This is a genomic window from Enterobacter sp. 241F3 (assembly GCF_034106785.1).
GTDB lineage: Bacteria > Pseudomonadota > Gammaproteobacteria > Enterobacterales > Enterobacteriaceae > Enterobacter > Enterobacter vonholyi.
In genome coordinates, this window is sequence record NZ_JAWNDD010000001.1 from 1,285,567 (window position 1) to 1,307,598 (window position 22,032).

General features: G+C 55.5%; 16 protein-coding genes. 10 read left to right on the top strand and 6 right to left on the bottom strand.

Translation table 11 applies throughout. The features are described 5' to 3' along the window. Positions 1-94: 94 nt before the first annotated feature. The gene (locus UR504_RS06140; protein WP_302234353.1) at positions 95-1,216 is read left to right on the top strand and encodes a YbdK family carboxylate-amine ligase; all 1,122 of its coding nucleotides are present in this window, start codon (positions 95-97) and stop codon (positions 1,214-1,216) included. On the opposite strand, the gene UR504_RS06145 is transcribed toward UR504_RS06140, so the two are convergent. The 3 genes from UR504_RS06145 to UR504_RS06155 form a co-directional block, all read right to left on the bottom strand. Continuing rightward, entirely contained in the window at positions 1,146-4,301 is a 3,156-nt protein-coding gene (locus UR504_RS06145) for an efflux RND transporter permease subunit (protein WP_302234351.1), read from the bottom strand. The two genes, UR504_RS06140 and UR504_RS06145, sit on opposite strands and share 71 nt — an antisense overlap. Positions 4,302-4,310: 9 nt before the next feature. Then, on the bottom strand, positions 4,311-5,375 hold the full coding sequence (locus tag UR504_RS06150) for an efflux RND transporter periplasmic adaptor subunit (protein WP_115874420.1): 1,065 nt from the start codon (positions 5,373-5,375) through the stop codon (positions 4,311-4,313). Positions 5,376-5,514: 139 nt separating this feature from the next. Then, the gene (locus UR504_RS06155) at positions 5,515-8,223 is read right to left on the bottom strand and encodes a cation-transporting P-type ATPase (protein ID WP_302234349.1); all 2,709 of its coding nucleotides are present in this window, start codon (positions 8,221-8,223) and stop codon (positions 5,515-5,517) included. Between the two features lie 479 nt (positions 8,224-8,702). Between UR504_RS06155 and UR504_RS06160 the strand changes: the two genes are divergently transcribed. Beyond that, positions 8,703-8,951 carry a DUF1158 domain-containing protein gene (locus UR504_RS06160; RefSeq protein ID WP_013097677.1) on the top strand — a complete coding sequence of 83 codons (249 nt, stop codon included), beginning with the start codon at positions 8,703-8,705 and terminating at the stop codon, positions 8,949-8,951. 56 nt (positions 8,952-9,007) lie between these two features. Here the strand turns inward: UR504_RS06160 and UR504_RS06165 are convergent, their stop codons facing one another. Continuing rightward, positions 9,008-9,349 (bottom strand): RamA family antibiotic efflux transcriptional regulator, encoded by a 342-nt coding sequence (locus UR504_RS06165; RefSeq protein WP_047650664.1) that lies wholly within the window; start codon positions 9,347-9,349, stop codon positions 9,008-9,010. Between the two features lie 32 nt (positions 9,350-9,381). Beyond that, positions 9,382-10,485 (bottom strand): MBL fold metallo-hydrolase, encoded by a 1,104-nt coding sequence (locus UR504_RS06170; RefSeq protein WP_302234347.1) that lies wholly within the window; start codon positions 10,483-10,485, stop codon positions 9,382-9,384. 190 nt (positions 10,486-10,675) lie between these two features. Here UR504_RS06170 and UR504_RS06175 point away from each other — a divergent pair, with 190 nt between their 5' ends. From UR504_RS06175 to UR504_RS06200, 6 genes are all read left to right on the top strand, one after another. Next, entirely contained in the window at positions 10,676-11,266 is a 591-nt protein-coding gene (locus UR504_RS06175) for a TetR/AcrR family transcriptional regulator (RefSeq protein ID WP_302234345.1), read from the top strand. Beyond that, positions 11,256-11,624, top strand: a complete 369-nt coding sequence (locus UR504_RS06180; RefSeq protein WP_133293936.1) for an MmcQ/YjbR family DNA-binding protein — start codon at positions 11,256-11,258, stop codon at positions 11,622-11,624. Before UR504_RS06175 ends, UR504_RS06180 begins: the two co-directional genes overlap by 11 nt. A gap of 120 nt (positions 11,625-11,744) precedes the next feature. Beyond that, on the top strand, positions 11,745-12,398 hold the full coding sequence (gene nfsB, locus UR504_RS06185; RefSeq protein ID WP_021241586.1) for an oxygen-insensitive NAD(P)H nitroreductase: 654 nt from the start codon (positions 11,745-11,747) through the stop codon (positions 12,396-12,398). A 410-nt stretch (positions 12,399-12,808) separates the two neighbouring features. Continuing rightward, positions 12,809-15,466 (top strand): filamentous hemagglutinin N-terminal domain-containing protein, encoded by a 2,658-nt coding sequence (locus UR504_RS06190; RefSeq protein WP_302234342.1) that lies wholly within the window; start codon positions 12,809-12,811, stop codon positions 15,464-15,466. A 94-nt stretch (positions 15,467-15,560) separates the two neighbouring features. After that, a complete protein-coding gene (locus UR504_RS06195) occupies positions 15,561-17,225 on the top strand; it encodes a ShlB/FhaC/HecB family hemolysin secretion/activation protein (RefSeq protein WP_414464876.1) in 1,665 nt (554 codons plus the stop codon). 397 nt (positions 17,226-17,622) lie between these two features. Next, complete coding sequence (locus UR504_RS06200) at positions 17,623-18,231, top strand: helix-turn-helix domain-containing protein (RefSeq protein WP_302234338.1); 609 nt, start codon at positions 17,623-17,625, stop codon at positions 18,229-18,231. A gap of 30 nt (positions 18,232-18,261) precedes the next feature. Here UR504_RS06200 and UR504_RS06205 read toward each other — a convergent pair whose 3' ends face one another. Beyond that, positions 18,262-19,131, bottom strand: coding sequence for a helix-turn-helix transcriptional regulator (locus UR504_RS06205; protein WP_111963351.1), 870 nt, complete (start codon positions 19,129-19,131; stop codon positions 18,262-18,264). A gap of 107 nt (positions 19,132-19,238) precedes the next feature. Here UR504_RS06205 and UR504_RS06210 point away from each other — a divergent pair, with 107 nt between their 5' ends. Together UR504_RS06210 and UR504_RS06215 are read left to right on the top strand one after the other, a co-directional pair. Beyond that, positions 19,239-20,675 carry an MFS transporter gene (locus UR504_RS06210; RefSeq protein WP_302234335.1) on the top strand — a complete coding sequence of 479 codons (1,437 nt, stop codon included), beginning with the start codon at positions 19,239-19,241 and terminating at the stop codon, positions 20,673-20,675. Between the two features lie 65 nt (positions 20,676-20,740). Next, positions 20,741-21,985 (top strand): mechanosensitive ion channel family protein, encoded by a 1,245-nt coding sequence (locus tag UR504_RS06215; protein ID WP_302234332.1) that lies wholly within the window; start codon positions 20,741-20,743, stop codon positions 21,983-21,985. Positions 21,986-22,032: the final 47 nt, after the last annotated feature.

The following is a 22,032-nucleotide window of genomic DNA, read 5'->3' on the forward strand; positions in this document are numbered from 1 at the left end:
CCTTTTGCTAAGCCTGCTATCAGTTATACCACCCTGAGACGAGCGCGCCACACCCGTTGTCTATACTCAACATTCACAGACAACGGAGTGCGCCATGCCTTTACCCGATTTCAAATCCTCTGAACCGTTCACCCTTGGCATCGAGCTCGAACTGCAGGTGGTTAACCCGCCGGGCTACGATCTCAGCCAGGACTCCTCCGCGCTCATCGCCGCCGTCAAAGACGACATCAAAGGCGGTGAAGTCAAACACGATATCACCGAAAGCATGCTCGAAATCGCCACCGGCGTGTGTCAGACCATCGACCAGGCAGCGGCGCAGTTCTCGGTGATGCAGCAGAGCATCCTGCGCGCGGCGGCGGAGCAGCATATCCAGATCTGCGGCGGCGGGACGCACCCGTTCCAGAAATGGCAGCGCCAGGAGGTGTGCGACGACGAGCGTTATAACGTCACGCTGGAGCGCTTTGGCTATCTGATTTTGCAGGCGACGGTATTCGGTCAGCACGTTCACGTCGGCTGCCGGACCGGGGATGACGCCATTTACCTCCTGCACGGCCTGTCGCGCTTTGTGCCGCACTTTATTGCCCTGGCGGCCGCCTCGCCGTACATGCAAGGCACCGACACGAAGTTCTCCTCGTCGCGGCTCAATATCTTCTCCGGGTTCCCGGATAACGGACAGATGCCGTGGGTCAACAGCTGGCAGGAGTTCGAGGGGCTGTTCCGCCGCCTGAGCTCCACCAGCATGATCGACAGCATCAAAGATCTGCACTGGGATATTCGCCCCAGCCCGCATTTTGGCACCGTGGAGGTGCGGGTGATGGATACGCCGCTGACGCTCGGCCACGCGATTAACATCGCCGGGTTGATTCAGGCCACGTCCCACTGGCTGCTGACCGCGCGGCCGTATAAGCATCAGGAACGGGATTTTCTGCTCTACCGCTTTAACCGTTTTCAGGCGTGTCGCTACGGGCTGGAGGGGATCCTGACGGACGTGCATACCGGTGAGCAAAAAACCGTGGCGGAAGACATCGCCTGGCTGCTGGAGCAGGTGGCGCCGTCTGCCGATAAGCTCGGCGCGACGAGCGCAATCAATGAAATTGCCCTGCTGTTAAAGCAGGGCAAGAGCGAGGCGCAGCGCATGCGGGACTTTATTGCCGACGGCGGCTCGCTAATTTCTCTGGTGCAGAAGCACTGCGAGCTGTGGGCGACGAGTCCGTAAGGCCGTGGCCCCACTCGCGCAGGCGCTGGAACAGCACGAACAGGGCCGGGATGAACAGGATCCCCACCACGGTCGCCACCAGCATGCCGCTGAAGACCGTAGTGCCGATGATGCGGCGGCTCTGGGCGCCTGCGCCGGTCGCCAGCATCATGGGCAGAACGCCGATGATGAACGACACGGCGGTCATCATCACCGCACGGAAGCGGCGCGAGGCCCCTTCCCGCGCGGCATCGACAATCGCCATTCCGTCCATCCGCCGCGCACGGGCGAACTCCACGATAAGAATCGCGTTTTTAGCCGCTAATGCTATCAGCAATACCAGACCAATCTGCACGTACACGTCGTTGGCGTAGCCCGCCATCCATAGCCAGACCAGCGCCCCGCCGAGGGCGAACAGCACCGAGAGCATCACGCTCGCCGGGAGCGTCCAGCTCTCGTACTGGGCGACGAGGAACAGCCACGCCATCACCACCGCCGCCAGCACGATCCATATTGCCTGATTGCCGGTCTGCTGCTCCTGATAAGACATGCCGCTCCAGGCGTAGTCGTACCCCGCAGGCAAGCTTGCCGCCAGGATCTCGCCCATCACCGCCATCGCGGTGCTGCTGCTCACCCCAGTTGCTGCCGAGCCGCTCACCGACACGGACGGGAACTGGTTGTACTGCTGGAGGAACGGCGCGCCGACGGTCGGCGTGATGGTGACGAGGTTGCTCAGGCGTACCCGCTCGCCGCTGTTGCTGCGCACGAACAGCTCGCTGATTTGTTCGGCGCGCTCGCGCCACTGCATCTCGTTCTGCATCACCACGTGGTAGACGCGGTTATTGATGCTGAAATCCCCGGCGCGCGTGCCGCCAAAGGCGGTCTGCAGGCTGCTGAAGATGCGCGATACCGGCACGTCGAGGCGGGCGGCGCGCTCGCGGTCAACGGTCAGCGTCAGCTGCGGCACGTTGCTGCTCCAGGTGGTGAACACGCGGGTCAACTGCGGGTGCTGGTTGGCTTTCACCAGCACCTCTCGCGTCACGCGCTCCAGCTCCGCCGGGCTCTGCCCCGCCTGAGCCTGGATGCGCAGGTCAAAGCCGGAGGCGTTGCCCAGCCCCGGCAGCGTCGGCGGCGCGAAGGTCATGATGGTGGCTTCCGGCAGGGCCAGCAGCTGGCGCTGCAGGGTGCCCATCACCTCCTCCAGCGGCGGACGCTCGCTCCAGTCCTTCAGCATGATGGAGATAAACCCGCCGTTGGAGGCGCTGGTGCCGTTGAGGATGTTAAACCCGGAGACCTGAATCACGTCCTCCACCGCCGGATGTTTGGCGATCAGCTCCCGCGCGGTGGTCATCACCGCTTCGGTGCGCTCCAGCGAGGCCGCTTCCGGCAGCTGGACGCTGGCGAAGAAGTAGCCCTGGTCCTCCTGCGGCAGGAAGCCTTTTGGCATCGACGTAAAGCTGAACAGCACGACTGCCGCCGCGCCTGCGGTGACCAGCAGCGCCAGCCACGGACGCAGGTTTAAGACATTCACGATGCGTGTGTAGAAACCGCGCGTGGCGTCCAGCCCGCGGTTAAAGGCGCGATAGACTGCCGCCGGTTTCACCGGGCGCGGACGCAGCAGCATCGCGCACAGGGCGGGCGTCAGGGTCAGCGCTACCAGGCTTGAGAGCGTCACGGCGGTGGAAAGCGTAACCGCGAACTGGCGGTACAGCTCGCCGACAATCCCCGGCAGCAGCGCCACCGGCACAAATACCGCCAGCAGCACCAGCGTCGTCGCGATGACCGGCCCGGCAATCTGGCGCAGCGCCAGCGCGGTCGCCGCCGTGCGGCTCTGCCCTTCCGCCATCAGCGTTTCGACGCTCTCCACCACCACGATGGCGTCATCCACCACCATGGTCAGCGCCAGAATAATGGCAAACAGGCTGAGGGTGTTGGCGGAGTAGCCGAGCGTGTAGAGCACCGCGAAGGTGCCCACCAGCGACACCGGAATGGCGAGGGCGACAATCAGCGTCGCGCGCCAGCTCTGCAGGAACAGGGACACCACGACCACCACCGCCAGCATCGTCAGCGCCAGCGAGACGCCGATCTCCTTAATGGTCGCGGCAACAAAGGAGGTGGTGTCAAACTTCACCTCGTAGACCAGGTCGTCCGGGAAGCGCGTCGAGAGGCGATCCAGCTCCGCGCGCACCGCGTCGGCCACGCGCAGGGCGTTGGCGGACGGCGTCGGGTAGATGCCGAGGTAGGCGGAATCGTGCCCGTTCAGCTGCGCGCCGGAGCTGTAGCTGCGCGAGCCGAGCTCGATGGTGGCGACGTCCTTCAGGCGCACCAGCTGGCCCATCTCGCCCGAGCGGATGATGATGTCGGCAAAGTCGTCGGCCTGGCTTAAGCGCCCCAGCCCGTTGATGGTCAGGGTCTGCTGCTGGCCGTTGAATACCGGCGGCGTGCCCACCTGGCCCGCCGCCCCCTGCACGTTCTGCTCGCGCAGCGCCTGCGCCACGTCGTCGGTGGTGACGTTCAGGGCGTTCATGCGGTCCGGGCGCAGCCAGATGCGCATGCTGTAGTCGCGCGCGCCGAACATCTGCACCTGCCCCACGCCGGGCAGACGCGACAGCGCCTCGCGCACCTGGGTGCTGGCGTAGTTGCTGACGAACAGCGGCGTGTGGGTGTTGTTCGGTGAGTAAAGACTTACCCCCATCATCAGGTTGGTGGCACGCTTGCGCACCTGCACGCCATTTTGCTGCGCCTCGGTCGGCAGCTGCGCCACGGCCTGCGCCACGCGGTTTTGCACGTCGATGGCCGCGAGATCCGGATCCGTGCCCGCCGCAAAGGTAATGTTAAGGCTGTAAGTGCCTTCGTCCGAACTGGTGGACTCCATGTAGAGCATATGGTCCACGCCGTTCAGCTGCGTCTCCAGCGGCGTGGCGATGGCCTCCACCACGTCAGCCGAGCTGGCGCCCGGCCAGCTGGCAGAGACGTTCACCACCGGCGGCGCGATCTGCGGGTACTGCTCCACCGGAATAATCCTCAGCGCAATGGCCCCCAGCAGGGTGATGACCAGCGCAATCACCATCGCGAAGCGCGGGCGTTTGATGAAAAACGTCAGCATGATGGCTCCTTAATTCAGTATCTGGACAGCAGCGCCGGGCTGCACGCGCTGCGCACCGTCAGTAATCGCTCGCTCACCGGACTTCACGCCGGATAAAATCCGGAACTGCTGGCCGATCTGTCCGGCGACCTTCAGCGGGCGCATTTCGGCTTTTCCGTCGGCATTAACCACCCAGGCAAAGAACCCGTCGCCGTTCTGCTGCACCGCTGCGGCAGGCAGGGTCAGCACCGGCTGCTCGCTTGCCGGACGCAAAAACACGTTCACATTGCCGCCGGGCAGGAGCTGATGGCGCGGGTTGGCAAACTCGGCGCGCAGCATCACGCTGGCGGTACGCGGGTCAATGCGGTTATCCACTGACGTCAGCTCGCCGCTGACGCGCTGGCCGTTGCTGTCGATCAGCGCCTGCCAGGCACGCTTCATGGCGTTGATATCCGCATGCTGTCCGGCTTTGGTGGAAAATGCCCCCTCTTCCAGCGCAAAGGCGATACGTATCGGGTCAAGCTGCACCACCTCCACCAAAACGCCGCTCGCTGGGTTGACCAGGCTACCCACGTGGAAGCTGCTGTGGCCCACGCGGCCGTCAATTGGCGAGGTGATTCGGGTGTAGCCCAGGGTGACGTTGCGGGCTTCGAGCCGGGCCTTCGCCTGCTCGAGAGCGGCACTGGCGACGTCGCGCTGCATGCGGGCGTTGTCCACGTCGTGACGGCTGATGGCGTTGCTGCTGCCGAGACTTTCAAAGCGGGAAAGCTGCTGCTGCGCCTGGCGCAGCGTGGCTTCGGTGCTTTTCACTTCGGCCTGCGCCAGGCGCAGGGCAGCGCGCGGCTCGGCGTCGTCCAGCTCAAACAGCACGTCGCCTTTTTTCACGTACTGCCCGTCGCGGAAGTTAATTTTGGTAATCATGCCTTCCGTACGCGCCCGTAGCTCAACGGTGTGGATGGCTTCGATGCGGCCCGGGATCTGGCGCTCGGCGGCGTGGGCGGTTTGCTCCACGGTGGCGACCCGAACGGGGATCGCAGCGGCGAAGACGGGTTGCAGGGTACTGACAAGAAGTGCGAACAGGAGTGGAAGTTTCATGGGAGTACCTCAGCGTTGTCTCCCCTCACCCCGGCCCTCTCCCCTGAGGGGCGAGGGAGAAAACCGAGCCCAGGGGAGAGTACCAGACTGTCCCCTCTCCCCTGTGGGGAGAGGGTTAGGGTGAGGGGTAAGGTTTTAGTTATGCAGACTTACGGAACCTGCGGGTCAGTCGCTTCTCAATTTCGACGACGAAGAACATCACGCCTGCAACGGCCAGGGTCACAAACCAGTAGCGCAGCGGCAGGGCTTCGGTACCGAACAGCATCTGCATAAACGGCAGGTAGATAATCGCCGCCTGGAGCAGGAACAGCACGCCCGTCACCAGCCAGATCCCTTTGTTTGCCAGCAGACCACGGTTGAGGGAGAACCCTTCGGTGTTGCGGCAGTTAATCATGTATACCCACTGGGCGCAGACCAGCATCTGCAGCAGCACGGTGCGGATGAACTCCGCGCTGTGGCCGCGCGGGGCGAGCCAGGCTTCCAGCGCAAAGGCGGCGATGGCAATCATGGTACCGACGAAGGCCACGCGCCAGACGGCGTAGGCGTCCATCACGTGCTGCCCGGTCTGACGCGGCGGGCGGCGCATGATGTTGCGCTCGGCAGCTTCGAAGGCCAGGCCAAAGGAGAGCGTGGCTGAGGTGGCCATGTTCATCCACAGAATCAGCACCGGCGTCAGCGGAATAATGTTCCCCGCCAGCAGCGCAATCACAATCAGCAGCCCCTGCGCCAGGTTGGTCGGCATGATGAACAGGATGGTCTTCTTCAGGTTGTCGTAAACGCGACGCCCCTCTTTCACCGCGCTGGCGATGGTGGCGAAGTTATCGTCCGTAAGGACCATATCCGCCGCCTCTTTGGTCACTTCCGTGCCCTTGATGCCCATCGCGATGCCCACGTCCGCCTGACGCAGCGCCGGGGCGTCGTTTACGCCGTCGCCGGTCATGCCAACGATTTCGCCTTTGTCCTGCAGCGCTTTCACCAGGCGCAGCTTATGCTCCGGGCTGGTGCGGGCGAAGATGTCATACTTCACCGCGGCTTCCGCCAGCGCGGCGTCGTCCATCTTCTCCAGCTCGTAGCCGGTGACCGCCTGCTCGCTGTTGGCGATCCCCAGCATCTGGCCGATGCTCATCGCCGTCTGCGGGTGATCCCCGGTGATCATCTTCACGCGGATCCCCGCCTGCTGGCAGGCGTTAATCGCATCAATCGCTTCCGGACGCGGCGGATCCATCATCCCGGCGATGCCGAGGAAGATCAGGCCGTGGCTCAGGTCGTCGTGCGTCAGTTCCTGCTCGCCGTTCGCTGGCTTGAACGCCGCGGCGACCATGCGCAGCCCCTGACGCGCATAGCGCTCCATCTCACTTTCCCAGTACGTGCGGTTGAAGGCTTCCGTACCGTGACGGGTCTGCTGCTGCGAACACAGGGCAAAAATCACGTCCGGCGCGCCGGTGATCAGGATCTGCTCCTCGCTGCCAATCTGGTAGTGGGTGCTCATGTACTTGTACTGCGAGTCGAACGGGATCTTGTTAACCAGCGAGGTCATTACCGGCTCAAGGCTGGCCTTCGCCGCCAGCACCTTCAGCGCGCCCTCGGTCGGCCCACCGGTGATGCCCCACAGGCCTCGCTCGTCCTGAATCAGCTGGCTGTCGTTACACAGGTCGATGGTACGCAGATACTGCTCCAGCACGGTGCCCGGCTGGATGTGGACCGGCTCGTCGCTACCTTCCAGATAGATGTTGCCTACCGGCTCGTAGCTGTTGCCGTCCACGCGGTAGCAGGCGTCGGCGGTGATGATGGCTTTAACCGTCATCTCGTTCATGGTCAGGGTGCCGGTTTTATCCGAGCAGACCACGGTCATCGCACCGAGCGTTTCAACCGTCGGCAGCTTGCGGATAATCGCCCGCTTGCGCGCCATCGCCTGCACGCCCAGCGAAAGGATGATGGAGATGATTGCCGGCAAACCTTCCGGTACGGAGGCAACCGCCAGGCTAATCAGAGAGAGCAGGAGCTCGCCCATCGGGATCTCGCGGAACGCCAGGCTGAAGACAAACAGCGCGGCCATCATCGCCAGAATAATCACGAAGATCGCTTTACCCAGCTTGTCCATCTGCACCAGCAGCGGCGTACGGTGCTTTTCGATACCCGCCATCATCTGGTTGATGTGGCCGAGTTCCGTATCCTTACCGGTCGCGGTGACCACACCGATACCGCCGCCCGCGCTGACGGTCGTCCCGGAGAAGACCATGTTGGTGCGATCGCCCAGCGGTAATTCCCCGCTCAGTGGATTAACGTGTTTATCCACCACGGTCGATTCACCGGTCAGAATCGCCTCTTCCACGCGTAAATTATGCGCTTCGATTAAACGCATATCCGCCGGAATACGATCCCCCGCGCGTAATACAATAATATCGCCCGGGACTATTTCAGTTGTGGGGATTGTTTCGTGACTGCCGTTACGAATAACGCGAGCTTCGCTGGCGAGCATATTACGAATACTCTTCAGGGATTTTTCCGCGTTGCTTTCCTGAATATGACCAATTAGGGCATTGATTACCGCGACGCCCAAAATAACCAGCGTATCAACCCAGTGGCCCATTACTGCCGTTAATACGGCGGCGGCCAGCAGGACATAAATCAGCACATCATTAAAATGGGCTAAGAAACGCAGCCAGGCGGGTTTGCCTTTTTTCTCCGGCAGCGCGTTCGGCCCTGTTTTTTGCAGACGCGCCTGCGCCTCTGCACGGTCCAGACCGCTTGCCTGGCTCTGCGCATGTGCAAGCGCCTGCTCTACGGTCTGCTGGTATGCCAGCCCGCCGGAAGGCGGCACGTTAGGAGTCAATTTTTTTTCAGTCATCGTATTTTTCCTTCAATTTCCGGTGAACAGAAGCCTGAATTCCTTTCGGGCTTAAATAAATTCATTTTAAAGTCTTGCGGGTAAAATTGTTCTACCGCAATATAATGACTTCTCGGTTATTCAAAACTGATTAAAACTATTTCGATGATCTGATTTTTACAAAATATTTCTAAACCAAAACTAAACGAGGGGGAACCATGTGGGGTATTTATCGCGGGCGCAGACTGGTGTTATACGTTATCGCGGCCATTGTTATTGCCACGTTAATTGGTTATAGCACCTATACATTTGTAAAATTATTTTCCTGATACGGACGTTTATTTACATAACGCGATATTAATATAAACGCCGGGACGTATGTTGTTATTTGTGCGCAGTAATAATGTCTTTGTTTTATTCAAAAGGGTCAGCGGGGCTGATATTGCTTTACGTTACAGAATGCCGGACAATGACATTTTTAACTGACGATTAACATTACGATGAAACACCCGCTAGAATCGCTGCTCACCGCAGGCGGCATTTTATTACTGGCCCTGCTTTCGTGCCTGCTGCTCCCGGCGCCTTCGCTTGGGCTGGTGCTGGCGCAGAAGCTGGTTCAGACCTTTCACATGGTCGATCTTAACCAGCTTTACACCATTCTGTTCTGCGTGTGGTTTTTACTGCTCGGGGCGATTGAATTCTTCGTGCTGCGTTTCGTCTGGCGACGGTGGTTTTCCCTGGCATCCTGAGCCAATAAAAAAGCCGGGTGGCGGCTTCGCCTGGCCCGGCTTGTTTTGGTTTGCGTTCAATGCGTCCGGCTGTGGTTCTCCTTGCGGTACGCTCCAGGCGGCTGGTTGAACGTACGGGTGAAGATACGGGTAAACGTCTGCTGCGAGTCAAACCCGTAACGCAGGCAGATGTCGTACACCCGGGCGTCGGATTCTCGCAGATCGCGCGCCGCCAGCAGCAGCTTGCGTTCACGAATATAACGCCCCAGACTCTCCCCTTTGTACTGCATAAATAGCCGCTGCAGGTGCCATTTCGAGTAACCCGCGTGGCGGGCAATCTCTTCAATTCGTAATGGCTGGTGCAGATTGTCGTCGATCCATTCGACGATAGTGTCGATGACTTGAGCGGAAATGGTCATACTGCTGTCCCCCTCTGCTTCTCGCTTAAACATTATTCCCACCACGCACGAAAGGTTTGTGCGCTGTCGCTTACCCGGACGGGCTCGCCCAGTTCCGGCGTCAGCAACCGATAATTTTTATCCTTGCTGGCTTTTGCCAGCAGGATCAGCGGATCGTTCCAGGCGTGTTTCGCCAGCACGAAGCGTCCGTTATGCCCCGGCACCACGGCTTTCGCGTTCAGGTCCGCCGAGGCCTGCGCCGTTTCCTCCGGCAGCATGTGGATGTACTTCCAGTCCTGGTCGTACTGGCCGTTTTCCATGATGGCGACGTCCACTTCGCCAAACTGTTCACCGATGGCCCTGAAGTGCGGGCCGTAACCGGAATCCCCGCTGTAGTAAACCTTCTGCTCTGGCGTGACGAACATGAAGCTGCCCCACAGGGTGCGATCGCGTTTGATGCCGCGACCGGAGAAGTGACGCGCTGGCAGAACGTGCACCGTCAATTCATCGCTGATGCGTACCGACTGGTTCCAGTCGCGCTCGTCAATAATCTCGGGCTTCATCCCCCAGTAGCGCAGGTGGGATCCCACGCCCAGCGGCGTCACCACGCGCTTTACCTTCGGCAGTAGTGCCCTGATGGTTGCGTAATCCAGATGATCGTAGTGATCGTGCGAAATAATCAGCAGGTCGATCTCCGGCATGCGTTCAGCGCGCCACGGATACTCGCCGGCAAAGGCCTTATTGAGGAACGAGAACGGCGCGGCATAGTTGCCAAGAACCGGGTCAATCAGGATGCGTTTACCCGCGAGCTGCAGATACCACGATGAGTGACCGAGCCACACCAGGGTGTCCTGCTCCAGCGGCAGGCTCGCAAGATCGGTTTTCACCAGCGGCAGCGGCCGGGCCGGGCGGACGTTTTCGGTTTTTTTGGTCAGAAACTCCCACATCGCGACCAGCATATTTTTGTCACCGTTATAACCCGGCGTCGGCAGCGTATTGTGGAATTTCCCCTCACGATACTGTGGGGAGGCCTCCACTTCAGTAAGCCGTTCACCCTGCGGCGGCTGGCCGAATCCGGCATTCAGAACAAACGGTAAACTCGCGGCTGAAGCAATAATCATGATTAACACCACGCAGATGAAGAGAGTTTTTTTCATATCCTGACCCGAAAACGCGCCCCATCCGATAGCGTGCGCAGGGTAAACTTGATTATGAGTGAGTAAGCACTCATTATAGATATGATGATAAAGTCGTCAAGACGTTTTCGATCTTTGACATTCCGCGTTGCAGCGTGTCAAAGCACGTGTTTCAATCAAGGTTTTTATAATTGACAGGAGGAAAAATTTAGTGGCACGTCCGAAGAGTGAAGATAAAAAACAGGCCTTACTGGAAGCCGCAACGGTGGCGTTTGCACAGTCAGGTATTGCCGCCTCAACGGCGCTTATTGCCCGTAAGGCGGGCGTCGCCGAAGGCACCCTGTTCCGCTACTTTGCTACGAAAGACGATCTGCTGAATGCCCTCTATCTGCACCTGAAGCAGGATCTCTGCCAGACCATGCTGGCAAACCTCGATCGCACCATCACGCTGCCTAAAGAACATACCCGCAATATCTGGAACAGCTATGTGGACTGGGGCATTCGTAACCCCGTTGCGCATGCGGCGATCCGCCAGATTGGCGTCAGTGAAAAGCTGAGCGCCGAAACGGAACAGGCGGTGAAAGAGATGTTCCCGGAGCTGCATGAACTCTGCCGCCGCTCGGTGCGTCAGGTGTTTATGTCTGATGAGTTTAAAACGTTTGGCGATGCGCTTTTCTTATCGCTGGCCGAAAGCACGATGGAATTTGCCACCCGCGATCCGTCCCGCGCCGTTGAGTTTAAAGCGCTCGGCTTTGAGGTAATGTGGCGCGGGCTTGCCCAGGAAGAGAGCGATGGACAGTAAAACGTTGCAGGAGCACGCAAAACGCGTGGCGCTGGAACTGCCGTTCACCGAACACTGCTGGCCGTTTGGGCCGGAGTTTGACGTGTTTAAAGTGGGCGGAAAAATTTTCATGATTGTGGCCGTCGCGCACGGGCGGCCGCACGTCAGCCTGAAGTCAGACCCGGAGAAATCGCTGTTAAATCAGCAGATTTATCGCGGCGTTGAACCGGGCTATCACCTCAACAAAAAGCACTGGATTTCCCTTTACGGCACTGAAGACGTGACGCCGGAACTGGTTACCGATCTCATTAATGATTCCTGGCATCTGGTGGTGGATAAACTGCCGAAAAAAGACCAGAAGTGGATCCGGCCGGTCTGATTGTTCGTCTGAGACGAACAGATTAAGCGCTCGAATTGCCCTTATCTTTTTCCGCGTCCCGCTGTAATCTGCTCACCTTTCGCGCCCGCACGCGGGCGAATTTCATCATCAGGAGTTGTTATGGATATCATTTCTGTTGCGCTGAAACGCCACTCCACCAAGGCGTTCGACGCAAGCAAAAAACTGACCGCTGAAGAAGCGGAAAAAATCAAAACCCTGCTGCAGTACAGCCCGTCAAGCACCAACTCCCAGCCGTGGCACTTCATCGTGGCCAGCACCGAGGAAGGAAAAGCGCGCGTGGCGAAATCCGCTGCGGGCACCTATGTGTTCAACGAACGCAAAATGCTGGATGCTTCTCACGTGGTGGTGTTCTGCGCGAAAACCGCGATGGACGATGCATGGCTGGAGCGCGTTGTCGACCAGGAAGAGGCCGACGGTCGTTTCAACACGCCGGAAGCTAAAGCCGCGAACCATAAGGGCCGCACCTACTTCGCCGACATGCACCGCGTGGATCTGAAGGATGACGACCAGTGGATGGCGAAGCAGGTTTACCTGAACGTCGGTAACTTCCTGCTGGGCGTTGCTGCGCTGGGCCTGGACGCAGTACCGATTGAAGGTTTCGACGCCGCGATCCTCGACGAAGAGTTTGGCCTGAAAGAGAAGGGCTTCACCAGCCTGGTGGTGGTGCCGGTTGGGCATCACAGCGTGGAAGATTTCAACGCCACGCTGCCAAAATCTCGCCTGCCGCTGAGCACGATTGTGACCGAGTGCTGATCCCTTCTGGCACGTCGGGTTCCGGCGTGCCTGCTTTCAGTGACGCTTTCTTTGGGTTATGATTCTTCCTTCGATAAAGTTCACAAATACCCCCAGCAATTTGTAACAGCATAGAAATACTTATTCATAAAATCCATCATATATTTTTTATATAATATTCTTTCCGTAAGCCTTTTTTTATTAATGCAAATCAACACTCCCCTTTAGTTTCATAAACTCCACGAATCCATTGCGCAAAATTCAAACAAATCAATTTAGTTTTATCACTAAAGGCACACCGTAATAAAAAGACATATTGAAATAAACAATTACATGTCTTTTAAAGGATTTTTGATTTCGCATGATTCCATTTAAAACCCATTTTAACACACGATGGGCGTTATTATTTCAAGGAATACAAGGATAGAGATATGAAAAATAAATGTGCAGTAAGCACCCACCTCACACGTCAGGTTTTGCACGCCAAACTCGCGCCGACCTGTTTCGCTACTATGTTAGCTCTGGGCATGATCATGCCTGTTCACGCTGCCGTTGTTGCAGGAAATACGGAACAACCCGGTATCCACACTAATTCAAACGGTACAACGATTGTTGATATTAATAAAGCCAGCGCAGAAGGCGTCTCTCATAACGTTTACGCTGAATTTAACGTTGACACTCACGGTGTTATTCTTAATAACAGTGGCGCGGCGTCTAACACTCAGCTAGCAGGTATGATTGATGGCAATACAAATATGGCAAGCGGTAGCGCAAAAGTTATTCTAAATGAAGTACGCTCTTCCGACCCAAGCCAGTTAAATGGCATGATTGAAGTCGCTGGAAAATCTGCTCAGGTTATTATTGCTAACCCATCCGGGATTACCTGTGATGGATGCGGTTTTATTAATACGAATCACGCGACCTTAACCACCGGTACCGCCAATTTTGATGCAAACGGTAATGTAACAGGACTGGATATTAGCAAAGGCGAGGTTAACATTACCGGAAAAGGTATGGATACCCGCGCGGTTCAATATACAGATATTATCTCCCGGTCAGTCAAAGTTAACGCGAAGCTGCAGGCCAATGAGCTGAATATTATCACGGGTAACAACCATATTGATAAAAAGGGTCGAGTTCAGAAAAGATATGATGACAGCAAAGCTCCCGAATTAGCACTAGATGTATCTGCGCTGGGCTCAATGTATGCCAATAAAATCTTTATGGAAGGTACGGATACCGGTGTCGGCGTTCGTCTTGACCATACCGATCTTACCGCAAACGACACGCTTTCGATCGACGTTAATGGTACCGTCGAAAACAATGGCGGCCATGTGAATGCTGGAAACGCGGCAATGATCAAGGGTACCAGCGTAATAAACCATAACGGTCAAATTACCTCCGACGGCGTTGTCTCCATCACAGCAGATGAAATGGTTGATAACAGCCATGGCCTTATCAAAGCGGATATGGTTAACCTGGCGGGTAAAACTACTCTCAACACAGCCGGCTCCGTACAGGGAAATGCCAGCACCCTGGTGATAGCTGATTCACTGGATAATGCGCAGGGGGAAATACTCAGTAATGGCGACCTGTCTGTTCAACGCGCGTCTTATGGCTATAGTAATTCGGACGCCCGTGGCATAAACAATACTCATGGCAAGATTGTCGCGAAGGGTGCTCTTAGCGTAGATACCACCAACCTCGATAATACATCTGGCCAGCTCGCCAGTAACGCGTCAATGAACGTAACTACCCGCGCGCTAAACAACGAAAATGGGCTGATCTCAGCCGGTAATGGCTGGAATACGCTCAGCGCCAATGTACTCAATAACAATAATGGTATTATTCAGTCCTTTGGTCACGATGGCCAACTGCAGTTGAGTGGCGACGATCTGCTTTCTAACCATAATGGGACTATTCATAGTGAAGGTTCACTTTCCGTAAATGGCGCACTGGATAATAGCTCGGGAGCCATCACCGCTGACAATGATATTTTCATGTATGCAAGGGCCTATAGCTCTGACCTCAACAGCACACTTCAGGCAGGTCATAATATTGATATGACCGTTACCGGTACGTTCCAGAATTCAGGGACTATCACTGCTGGCCAGGACCTGGCTTTGAACATTGGTTCGAATGGCTGGAATAATTACGCTGGTCCAGTGACCAATAGCGGTAATATTACTGCAAAAGGTCATCTTGCAATCCAGATGAACAGCAGCGCACTGGAAAATAGCGGTACCTTGACTGCCGATCAGATGGATCTTCAGCTGTCCGATCTGAATAACAGTGGTTCCATTGCAAGTAAAAACGACATCAATTTAAACCTAAATAATCTGAATAATCTGCGCAGCGGAGACATCAAGTCCGACCGTAACATCACAATCAATGCCTCAGCTGTGACTACAGAAGCGGGCAGCCAGATCCAGGCAGGAGGTGACACCACACTTTACCTGATGAATAACCTGCAAAACGATGGTGAAATCCGCTCTGCGAATGATATCAACATGTTCATTTCCGGCGGCTACGGCTACTATCCGTCTTCAGTTTATAACACAGGTGTTATCAGCGCTGGCAATAAGCTGAATGCTCAGATGGAACGGATCAACCTTATCAACGGAGGAACGCTGTCGGCAGAAAATGGTATCAATGTCACCAGCAACTCTTTGACGAATAGCGGTAACATAACCAGTGCCGATGATGTTCAGTTAAACACTTACAATGGTATAAGTAACGAAAAGAGTGGAATTATCACTGGCAAGTATGTCCGAACCACTGGTTTCGTAAATAACATGGGAGTAATTAATCAGACTGGCGCTGACAATCCGAACAATGGTGTAATTACACCTGATAGTAACAATACTTCCACCGACAACTCCGGCTTTATTAATGATAATAACAGCTGGAATGGAAATAATATGAATAATAGCATCAGCTATAATTCAATTAAACCAAACGGCACCCCCGAAGGTAATGGTGTTTGGGAAAATGGCATGGTCTTTTATCCCGGTGATACCTACTTCGGCAGAACCATTACTGAAATAGTCTATTTCCCTGGCGGATATGGCATTAACACCGCCATGTAATAATCCATGGCTCTCAAAGCCCCATTTTAGTTATGGGGCTTTTTATTTCTTTAAACCAGGGTTAAACATCCTCAGAATATCTGAAGCCAATAACATGATTATCTCTTACCCTCGTCTCGCCGCCGTTTTAGCGTCGCTCCTCGTAACGTCGCCCTGTTACGTAAAGGCTGAGTCTGCGACCACTCAGCAACAGGATCAGGCCAGGCATGACCAGCTTGCGCCTCAAAGTAAGTCGCTACTTTCTGCAGAAGGAACGCGCGCAAGTGATACATTGATTCTGACCAAAGAAGCTGTTTGCTATGATATCCAGCACGTCGTTATTGATGGCGCAGAGTCACTTCCACATTGGCTGACTTTTCGCGATCTCATAAAGCAAACAGAAAAACAGTGTGTTGGTATCAGGGGTATTAAAAACCTTCATACTGCGATGCAGAATCGCCTGATTTCTCATGGATTTATTACTACTCGCATATTAGTGCCCACGCAGAATTTACGTAATGGTATTTTGCATTTTACAATTCTGCCTGGCCGCATCAGCGAAATAGACATAAAAGAGTTAAACGGTCATTCTTTAAATGCGTGGAACAACATTCCGGAAGGCCAAAACGACCTTCTCGATTTACGAGGGCTGGAGCAAGGCTTAGAGAATATGCAGCGCATACCCGGCACTCAGGCGAGTATACGTTTGCTACCGGGCAATCGTCCCGGGGATACACGTATTGAAGTGACCCGCACACAGCCACAATCATGGCGCCTGGGCTCCTGGTTTGATGATTCAGGCAGTAAACACACCGGACGTTATCAGGGAGGGCTCGCTTTTTATGTTGATAACCCAACTTCATTAAATGACATGTTTTACATTGCTTATGGTGGGGGGTTCAAAAATGAAGATGGACGTCGCAACGATAACAGCTCGGCCTTTTATTCTGTTCCATTGGGATACTGGTCGCTTGACCTTTATGCCAGCCATTATCGTTCCACGCAAACTCTCCGCAACGGTGAATTTCGCTACCAGTACAGCAGCGACGAAAAATTAATGACGGCTGTCCTGAACCGCGTGATCTTCCGCAGCGCCAGTCAGAAAACCACGCTGGCTTTTAAAACGATCAAGCGTGACTCACGCTATGACCTTAATGACGTGGAAGTGGAAGTACAGCATCGGGATACCAGCAGCTGGCAGTTAAGCCTGAATAACATTGCCTATTTTTCAGCGGGTCAACTTACGACCAGTTTCGGATACCAGCATGCGGCTCCGTGGTTTGGCGAACAACCTGATGCAGAAGAGCTGGTGGGCAGCGCTGATCCACTGGCAAGGATCCTTACGCTTAAAGTTGATGGGGTATTCCCTTTCAAACTGGCCGGAAATGCTTTTAGCTACGAGCCGCATTTTATGCAGCAAACGTCACCAGATCGGCTCACCCAACCGGATAAGTTCACTATTGGCAACCGCTGGACTGTGCGAGGGTTTGATGGAGAAATGTCGATCTATGCGGATAAGGGCTGGTATCTACGCAATGACATTGCTCTTAACCTGCCAAAGTGGGGGATGCAGCCCTATATTGGCGTGGATTACGGTGAGGTTAGCGGCTCTGAAAATGATTACTGGAGTGGCGCACACCTTGCCGGGGCAGTGGCTGGCATTCGAGGCGTCAAAGGTCAATTTGGCTATGACTTTTTCATCGGTACCCCGCTTTCAAAGCCGGATGAACTGCATACCAGTCCCGTCACGCTGGGTGTTTCGCTCCAGTGGCAATACTGATGCCTGACCGCTCACTCGAGACATATCAGGATCAGTCACTCCCTGAGAGGGTTAAAACGTGTTTTTACCCTCTTCAGGCTACTCGTTTGCGCAGCGATGTTCACCTCTGCTGTAATCTGAACACCACTGGCAGCTTAACCTATTACCGCAACACCTTATGCGGAAAGTGTTTACAGTCAAAATATAAACATCACTTCGCCCATAATTCTGACTTGCTAATAGCCGATCCCGACACGTTATCTTCTCTATGTTTTTGTCCTTTGTTATCCTCAGCGTTTTAAGGACGGTTTATTTTCATCAGTAATGATCTTAGCAACTCGCAGGAATATGTAATTTGTGTTCTACACATTCAGTTATTTTGATTAAATGTAAGCACTCCCAGGAATAATACAAAATCATGAAACCTGAAAATGAAGAAAAAAGAATAATTGCAGCAATTACAAATCCACACCGTGTCCGACAAGCAGTTTCACGGCAAATAATCACTATGGAGAAATATCCCGAACCGATGACGCTGGTTATCCATGAGGGGATGCTGGCAGCCTATCGCACCAGAGGAAAATTGCTCATGAAATACTTTCAGGGCCCGATATTAGTGGGTATGAACGCCCTGATGGACATGAATGCGAATTTCTATTTTAAAGCCTGCGGTGAGGTTAAATATGAAATCATTCCACGAAATGAAGTATTGAATATCATCGACCGGGAACACCTCTGGAAAGAGGCTGCTCTACTCTATATGTTTGGAATCAAGCGACTCATTGAAATCAATAACGTCTCTGTAGGCCTGTCAACTTATGAGATAATACGAGAAAACATCATTGCATTAATAAATGAGAAAGACGATTTACGCCTGACAGTTAATGTCTGCGATTATATCCAGGAAAAAACACGTCTTTCGCGCAGCCGCGTCATGAAAATTCTGAGCGATCTGCGCATCGATGGTCATATAGACATTAAACGCGGCATACTTATAGCAGTGCATAAACTGCCAGAAAAGTACTAGTTAACACCTGGCGCGAAGCCACTCGCGGTGCTAAATCTTTTTTTTCTCCAGCCATGCCATCGCCCGCTCCCCTGCTTCATCCACCGGCAGATACACCAGCAGCCGCGAGCCGTTTCGCGGCGCGGAATACCAGTACATCTGCTGCAGCGTAAAATCCCCCAGCTCGGGATGGGTAAACAGCTTGAGCTGGTTCTCCACGCCGCGCACGTCGTTGCGCTGGTGCCACAGGGTTTTGAACTCTTCGGAGACCGCGAAGAAGCGCGCCAGTTTGGCCTCCCACAGCGGATCGCCCCGGTGTTCGGCCATCGCCGCCCGGAAATAGGAGACAAAGATGGGCAGCACGTCGTCGCGTCTGCCGAGGCGCGCGCGCCAAGCCGGATGGGTGAGGAACAGATAAATACAGTTGCGATCTTCGGGAGGGATGTCATTGAAATCGACGCCCATCAGATGCCCGAAGCTGTCGTTCCACGCCACGATATCGAAGTTCGGTTTCTGAATGCTGGCGGGTTTCGGCATCAGCGTATCCAGCAGGCGGCGCGTGCCTTCGCTGATGCCCTCGCAGCAGACCGCCTGCGGCGCTTCACCCGGCGGTAAGCCGGCTAATACAAACAGGTGCCGGGCTTCAGTTGGGGTACATTGCAGCGCTTTTGCCACGGCCGCCATCACCGCGCTGGACGGATTGACGTCCCTGCCCTGCTCAAGCCAGGTGTACCAGGTCACGCCCACGTCCGCGAGCATCGCCACCTCTTCCCGACGAAGACCCGGCGTGCGGCGGCGGCCGCTGCGCGGCAGGCCGAGACGCTGCGGATCGAGGCTTTCACGCCGGGCGCGTAAAAATGCCCCGAGCTGTTTTCGGGTGTCATCCTGAAGTGAGACGACAGGTTCAGACATCAGCGCCATAAATCCCCCTGCATGGTAGTGCCAGTACCAGTATAAGCAAGAACTGGTACCCGTTTATTTGATGGTAGATGCTACGACCATCTGTTGAATGACGCAATGGAGTTACCATGAATACGTCAGTTGTTTCACCGGGTCGCGCTGGCCTGATATTGCTGTTAACCGGCCAGATGCTGCCGATGATTGATACCTCAATCACCAACGTGGCGCTGGACGCCATTACCCATTCACTGCACGCTACCGCCACCGAGCTGGAGCTGATCGTCGCGCTCTACGGCGTGGCCTTTGCCGTCTGCCTCGCGCTCGGCAGCAAGCTGGGGGATAATTTTGGCCGTCGCCGTCTGTTCATGTGGGGTGTGGCGAGCTTTGGCCTGGCCTCGCTGCTCTGCGGAATAGCGGGGAACATTGAACAGCTGCTGGCCGCGCGCATCGTTCAGGGCGCGGGTGCCGCACTCATCATGCCGCAAATTCTTGCCACGCTGCACGTGACGCTGAAAGGTACCGCCCACGCAAAAGCCATCAGCCTGTTCGGCGGCATCGGCGGGATTGCGTTTATCGTCGGGCAGATGGGCGGGGGCTGGCTGGTATCGGCGGATATCGCCGGGCTGGGCTGGCGAAACGCCTTCTTTATCAACGTGCCGATTTGTCTGGTGGTGCTGGCGCTAAGCCGCCGCTTCGTACCGGAAACCCGTCGTGAGACGCCGTCACGCATCGACTGGCCGGGTACAGTGTTGCTGGCCATAATGCTTTGCTGCCTGCTGTTTCCGATGGCGCTCGGCCCGCAGTGGCACTGGTCCTGGCCGCTGAAGGCGATGCTGCTCGCCCTTGTCCCGCTGGCCTGGCTGATGGCGCTGAATGCGCGCAAAAAAGAGCGTGAGAATGCTCACCCGCTGATCCCGCCGCGCCTGCTTTCGCTTCGCAGCGTGCGCTTTGGCATTCTGATTGCGATGCTCTTTTTCAGCGTCTGGTCCGGTTTTATGTTCTGTATGGCGCTCACCATGCAAACCGGTCTGGGGATGGCCCCATGGCAGTCCGGAAACAGTTTTATCGCCCTTGGCGTGACCTACTTTGTTTCGGCCTGGTTCGCGCCGCGGCTGATTGCCCGCTACAGCACCAGCACTATTCTGCTGACGGGTCTGGCAATCCAGATTACCGGCCTGCTGGCGCTGATGGCGACGTTCCGGCTGTGGGGCATGAACAACACCACCCTGACGCTGGCACCCGCCACCGGACTGGTGGGCTACGGGCAGGCGCTCATCGTGAACAGTTTCTACCGCATCGGGATGCGCGATATTCAGCCTGACGACGCCGGGGCAGCGAGCGCCATTCTCAGCACCCTGCAGCAGGCCGCGCTGGGGCTTGGCCCGGCCATTTTTGGCGCCATTTTGCTGCACGCGCTGCAGAACCATCACGGGGATTACACCCAGGCAGTTAACGTCTTCCTGATGGTGGAAACGGCGATGATGGTGGTGCTTGCCCTGGCGACGCTGCGCATCCGCCATCGCCTGTGTCTGCCGGTGGCGAAGATCTGCCAGGCCACCAAATAAGCCTGTGAATTTGCATAATAGATCCGCAGCCGCCATTATGGGGCTGCAAAAATACAGGAGACGTTATGCAGGAATTGATTGCTCAGGTTGAAGAGTTAGGCATTGAAATTAATCACACCACCTCTTTAGTGATTATCTTTGGAATTATTTTTCTTACCGCCATCATCGTTCATTTTATTCTGCACAAAGGCGTGCTTCGCGCTTTCGAAAAACGCGCGCAGGCCAGCAGCCATTTATGGCTGCAGATCATCACCCAGAATAAATTATTTCACCGTCTGGCCTTTACCCTACAGGGGATAATCGTCAACGTCCAGGCGGTACTGTGGCTGCAAAAAGGCAGCGAAGCGGCGGAAATACTCACTACCTGCGCGAAGCTGTGGGTGATGGTGTATGCCCTGCTCTCCTTCTTCTCGCTGCTGGACGTGATTTTCAATCTGTCGCAGAAAATGGCTACCGCGTCACAGCTGCCGCTGAAGGGGATCTTCCAGGGCATCAAGCTGGTGAGCGCCATCCTGGTGGGAATACTGATTATCTCCCTGCTGATTGGTCAGTCCCCGACGATTCTGATAAGCGGTCTGGGCGCCATGGCCGCCGTTCTGATGCTGGTGTTTAAAGACCCGATACTGGGACTGGTGGCGGGGATTCAGCTTTCCGCCAACGACATGCTCAAGCTCGGTGACTGGCTGGAGATGCCGAAATACGGTGCCAACGGCACGGTGACGGACATCGGCCTGACCACCGTTAAGGTGCGAAATTTTGATAATACGATTACAACCATTCCGACGTGGGCGCTGGTCTCCGACGCCTTTATCAACTGGAGCGGCATGTCGGCCTCCGGCGGTCGACGCATTAAGCGCAGCCTGAGCATTGATACCACCAGCATTCATTTTCTCGACGAGCAGGAACAGCAGAAGCTCATTCAGGCGAAACTGCTTAAGCCCTATCTGGCCGCTCGACATGAGGAAATAAACCTGTGGAATCAGAAGAACGGTGAAGGAGAATCGGTATTAAACCTTCGCAAGATGACCAATATCGGCACCTTCCGCGCCTACCTGAACGAATATCTTCGCAACCACCCGCGCATTCGCAAAGATATGACGCTGATGGTGCGTCAGTTGGCACCTGACGCGAATGGCTTGCCGATTGAAATATATGCCTTCACCAATACGGTGGTCTGGGCAGAATATGAGGAGATACAGGCCGACATCTTCGACCATATTTTCGCGGTGGTGGATGAATTTGGTTTGCGTATTCACCAGTCGCCGACGGGGAATGATATTCGCTCCCTGTCGGGGGTCATCGTCAGATAATCAGTTTCGGACACCGGGAGTGAAGGCAGGTGCGGTCTGGTGCCCTC

Bases quoted from the DNA above. Each gene is read 5' to 3' on its own strand.
- UR504_RS06140 (WP_302234353.1), top strand. From the start codon at position 95: ATGCCTTTACCCGATTTCAAATCCTCTGAACCGTTCACCCTTGGCATC.
- UR504_RS06145 (WP_302234351.1), bottom strand. From the start codon at position 4,301: ATGCTGACGTTTTTCATCAAACGCCCGCGCTTCGCGATGGTGATTGCG.
- UR504_RS06150 (WP_115874420.1), bottom strand. From the start codon at position 5,375: ATGAAACTTCCACTCCTGTTCGCACTTCTTGTCAGTACCCTGCAACCC.
- UR504_RS06155 (WP_302234349.1), bottom strand. From the start codon at position 8,223: ATGACTGAAAAAAAATTGACTCCTAACGTGCCGCCTTCCGGCGGGCTG.
- UR504_RS06160 (WP_013097677.1), top strand. From the start codon at position 8,703: ATGAAACACCCGCTAGAATCGCTGCTCACCGCAGGCGGCATTTTATTA.
- UR504_RS06165 (WP_047650664.1), bottom strand. From the start codon at position 9,349: ATGACCATTTCCGCTCAAGTCATCGACACTATCGTCGAATGGATCGAC.
- UR504_RS06170 (WP_302234347.1), bottom strand. From the start codon at position 10,485: ATGAAAAAAACTCTCTTCATCTGCGTGGTGTTAATCATGATTATTGCT.
- UR504_RS06180 (WP_133293936.1), top strand. From the start codon at position 11,256: ATGGACAGTAAAACGTTGCAGGAGCACGCAAAACGCGTGGCGCTGGAA.
- nfsB (WP_021241586.1), top strand. From the start codon at position 11,745: ATGGATATCATTTCTGTTGCGCTGAAACGCCACTCCACCAAGGCGTTC.
- UR504_RS06190 (WP_302234342.1), top strand. From the start codon at position 12,809: ATGAAAAATAAATGTGCAGTAAGCACCCACCTCACACGTCAGGTTTTG.
- UR504_RS06195 (WP_414464876.1), top strand. From the start codon at position 15,561: ATGATTATCTCTTACCCTCGTCTCGCCGCCGTTTTAGCGTCGCTCCTC.
- UR504_RS06200 (WP_302234338.1), top strand. From the start codon at position 17,623: ATGAAACCTGAAAATGAAGAAAAAAGAATAATTGCAGCAATTACAAAT.
- UR504_RS06205 (WP_111963351.1), bottom strand. From the start codon at position 19,131: ATGGCGCTGATGTCTGAACCTGTCGTCTCACTTCAGGATGACACCCGA.
- UR504_RS06210 (WP_302234335.1), top strand. From the start codon at position 19,239: ATGAATACGTCAGTTGTTTCACCGGGTCGCGCTGGCCTGATATTGCTG.
- UR504_RS06215 (WP_302234332.1), top strand. From the start codon at position 20,741: ATGCAGGAATTGATTGCTCAGGTTGAAGAGTTAGGCATTGAAATTAAT.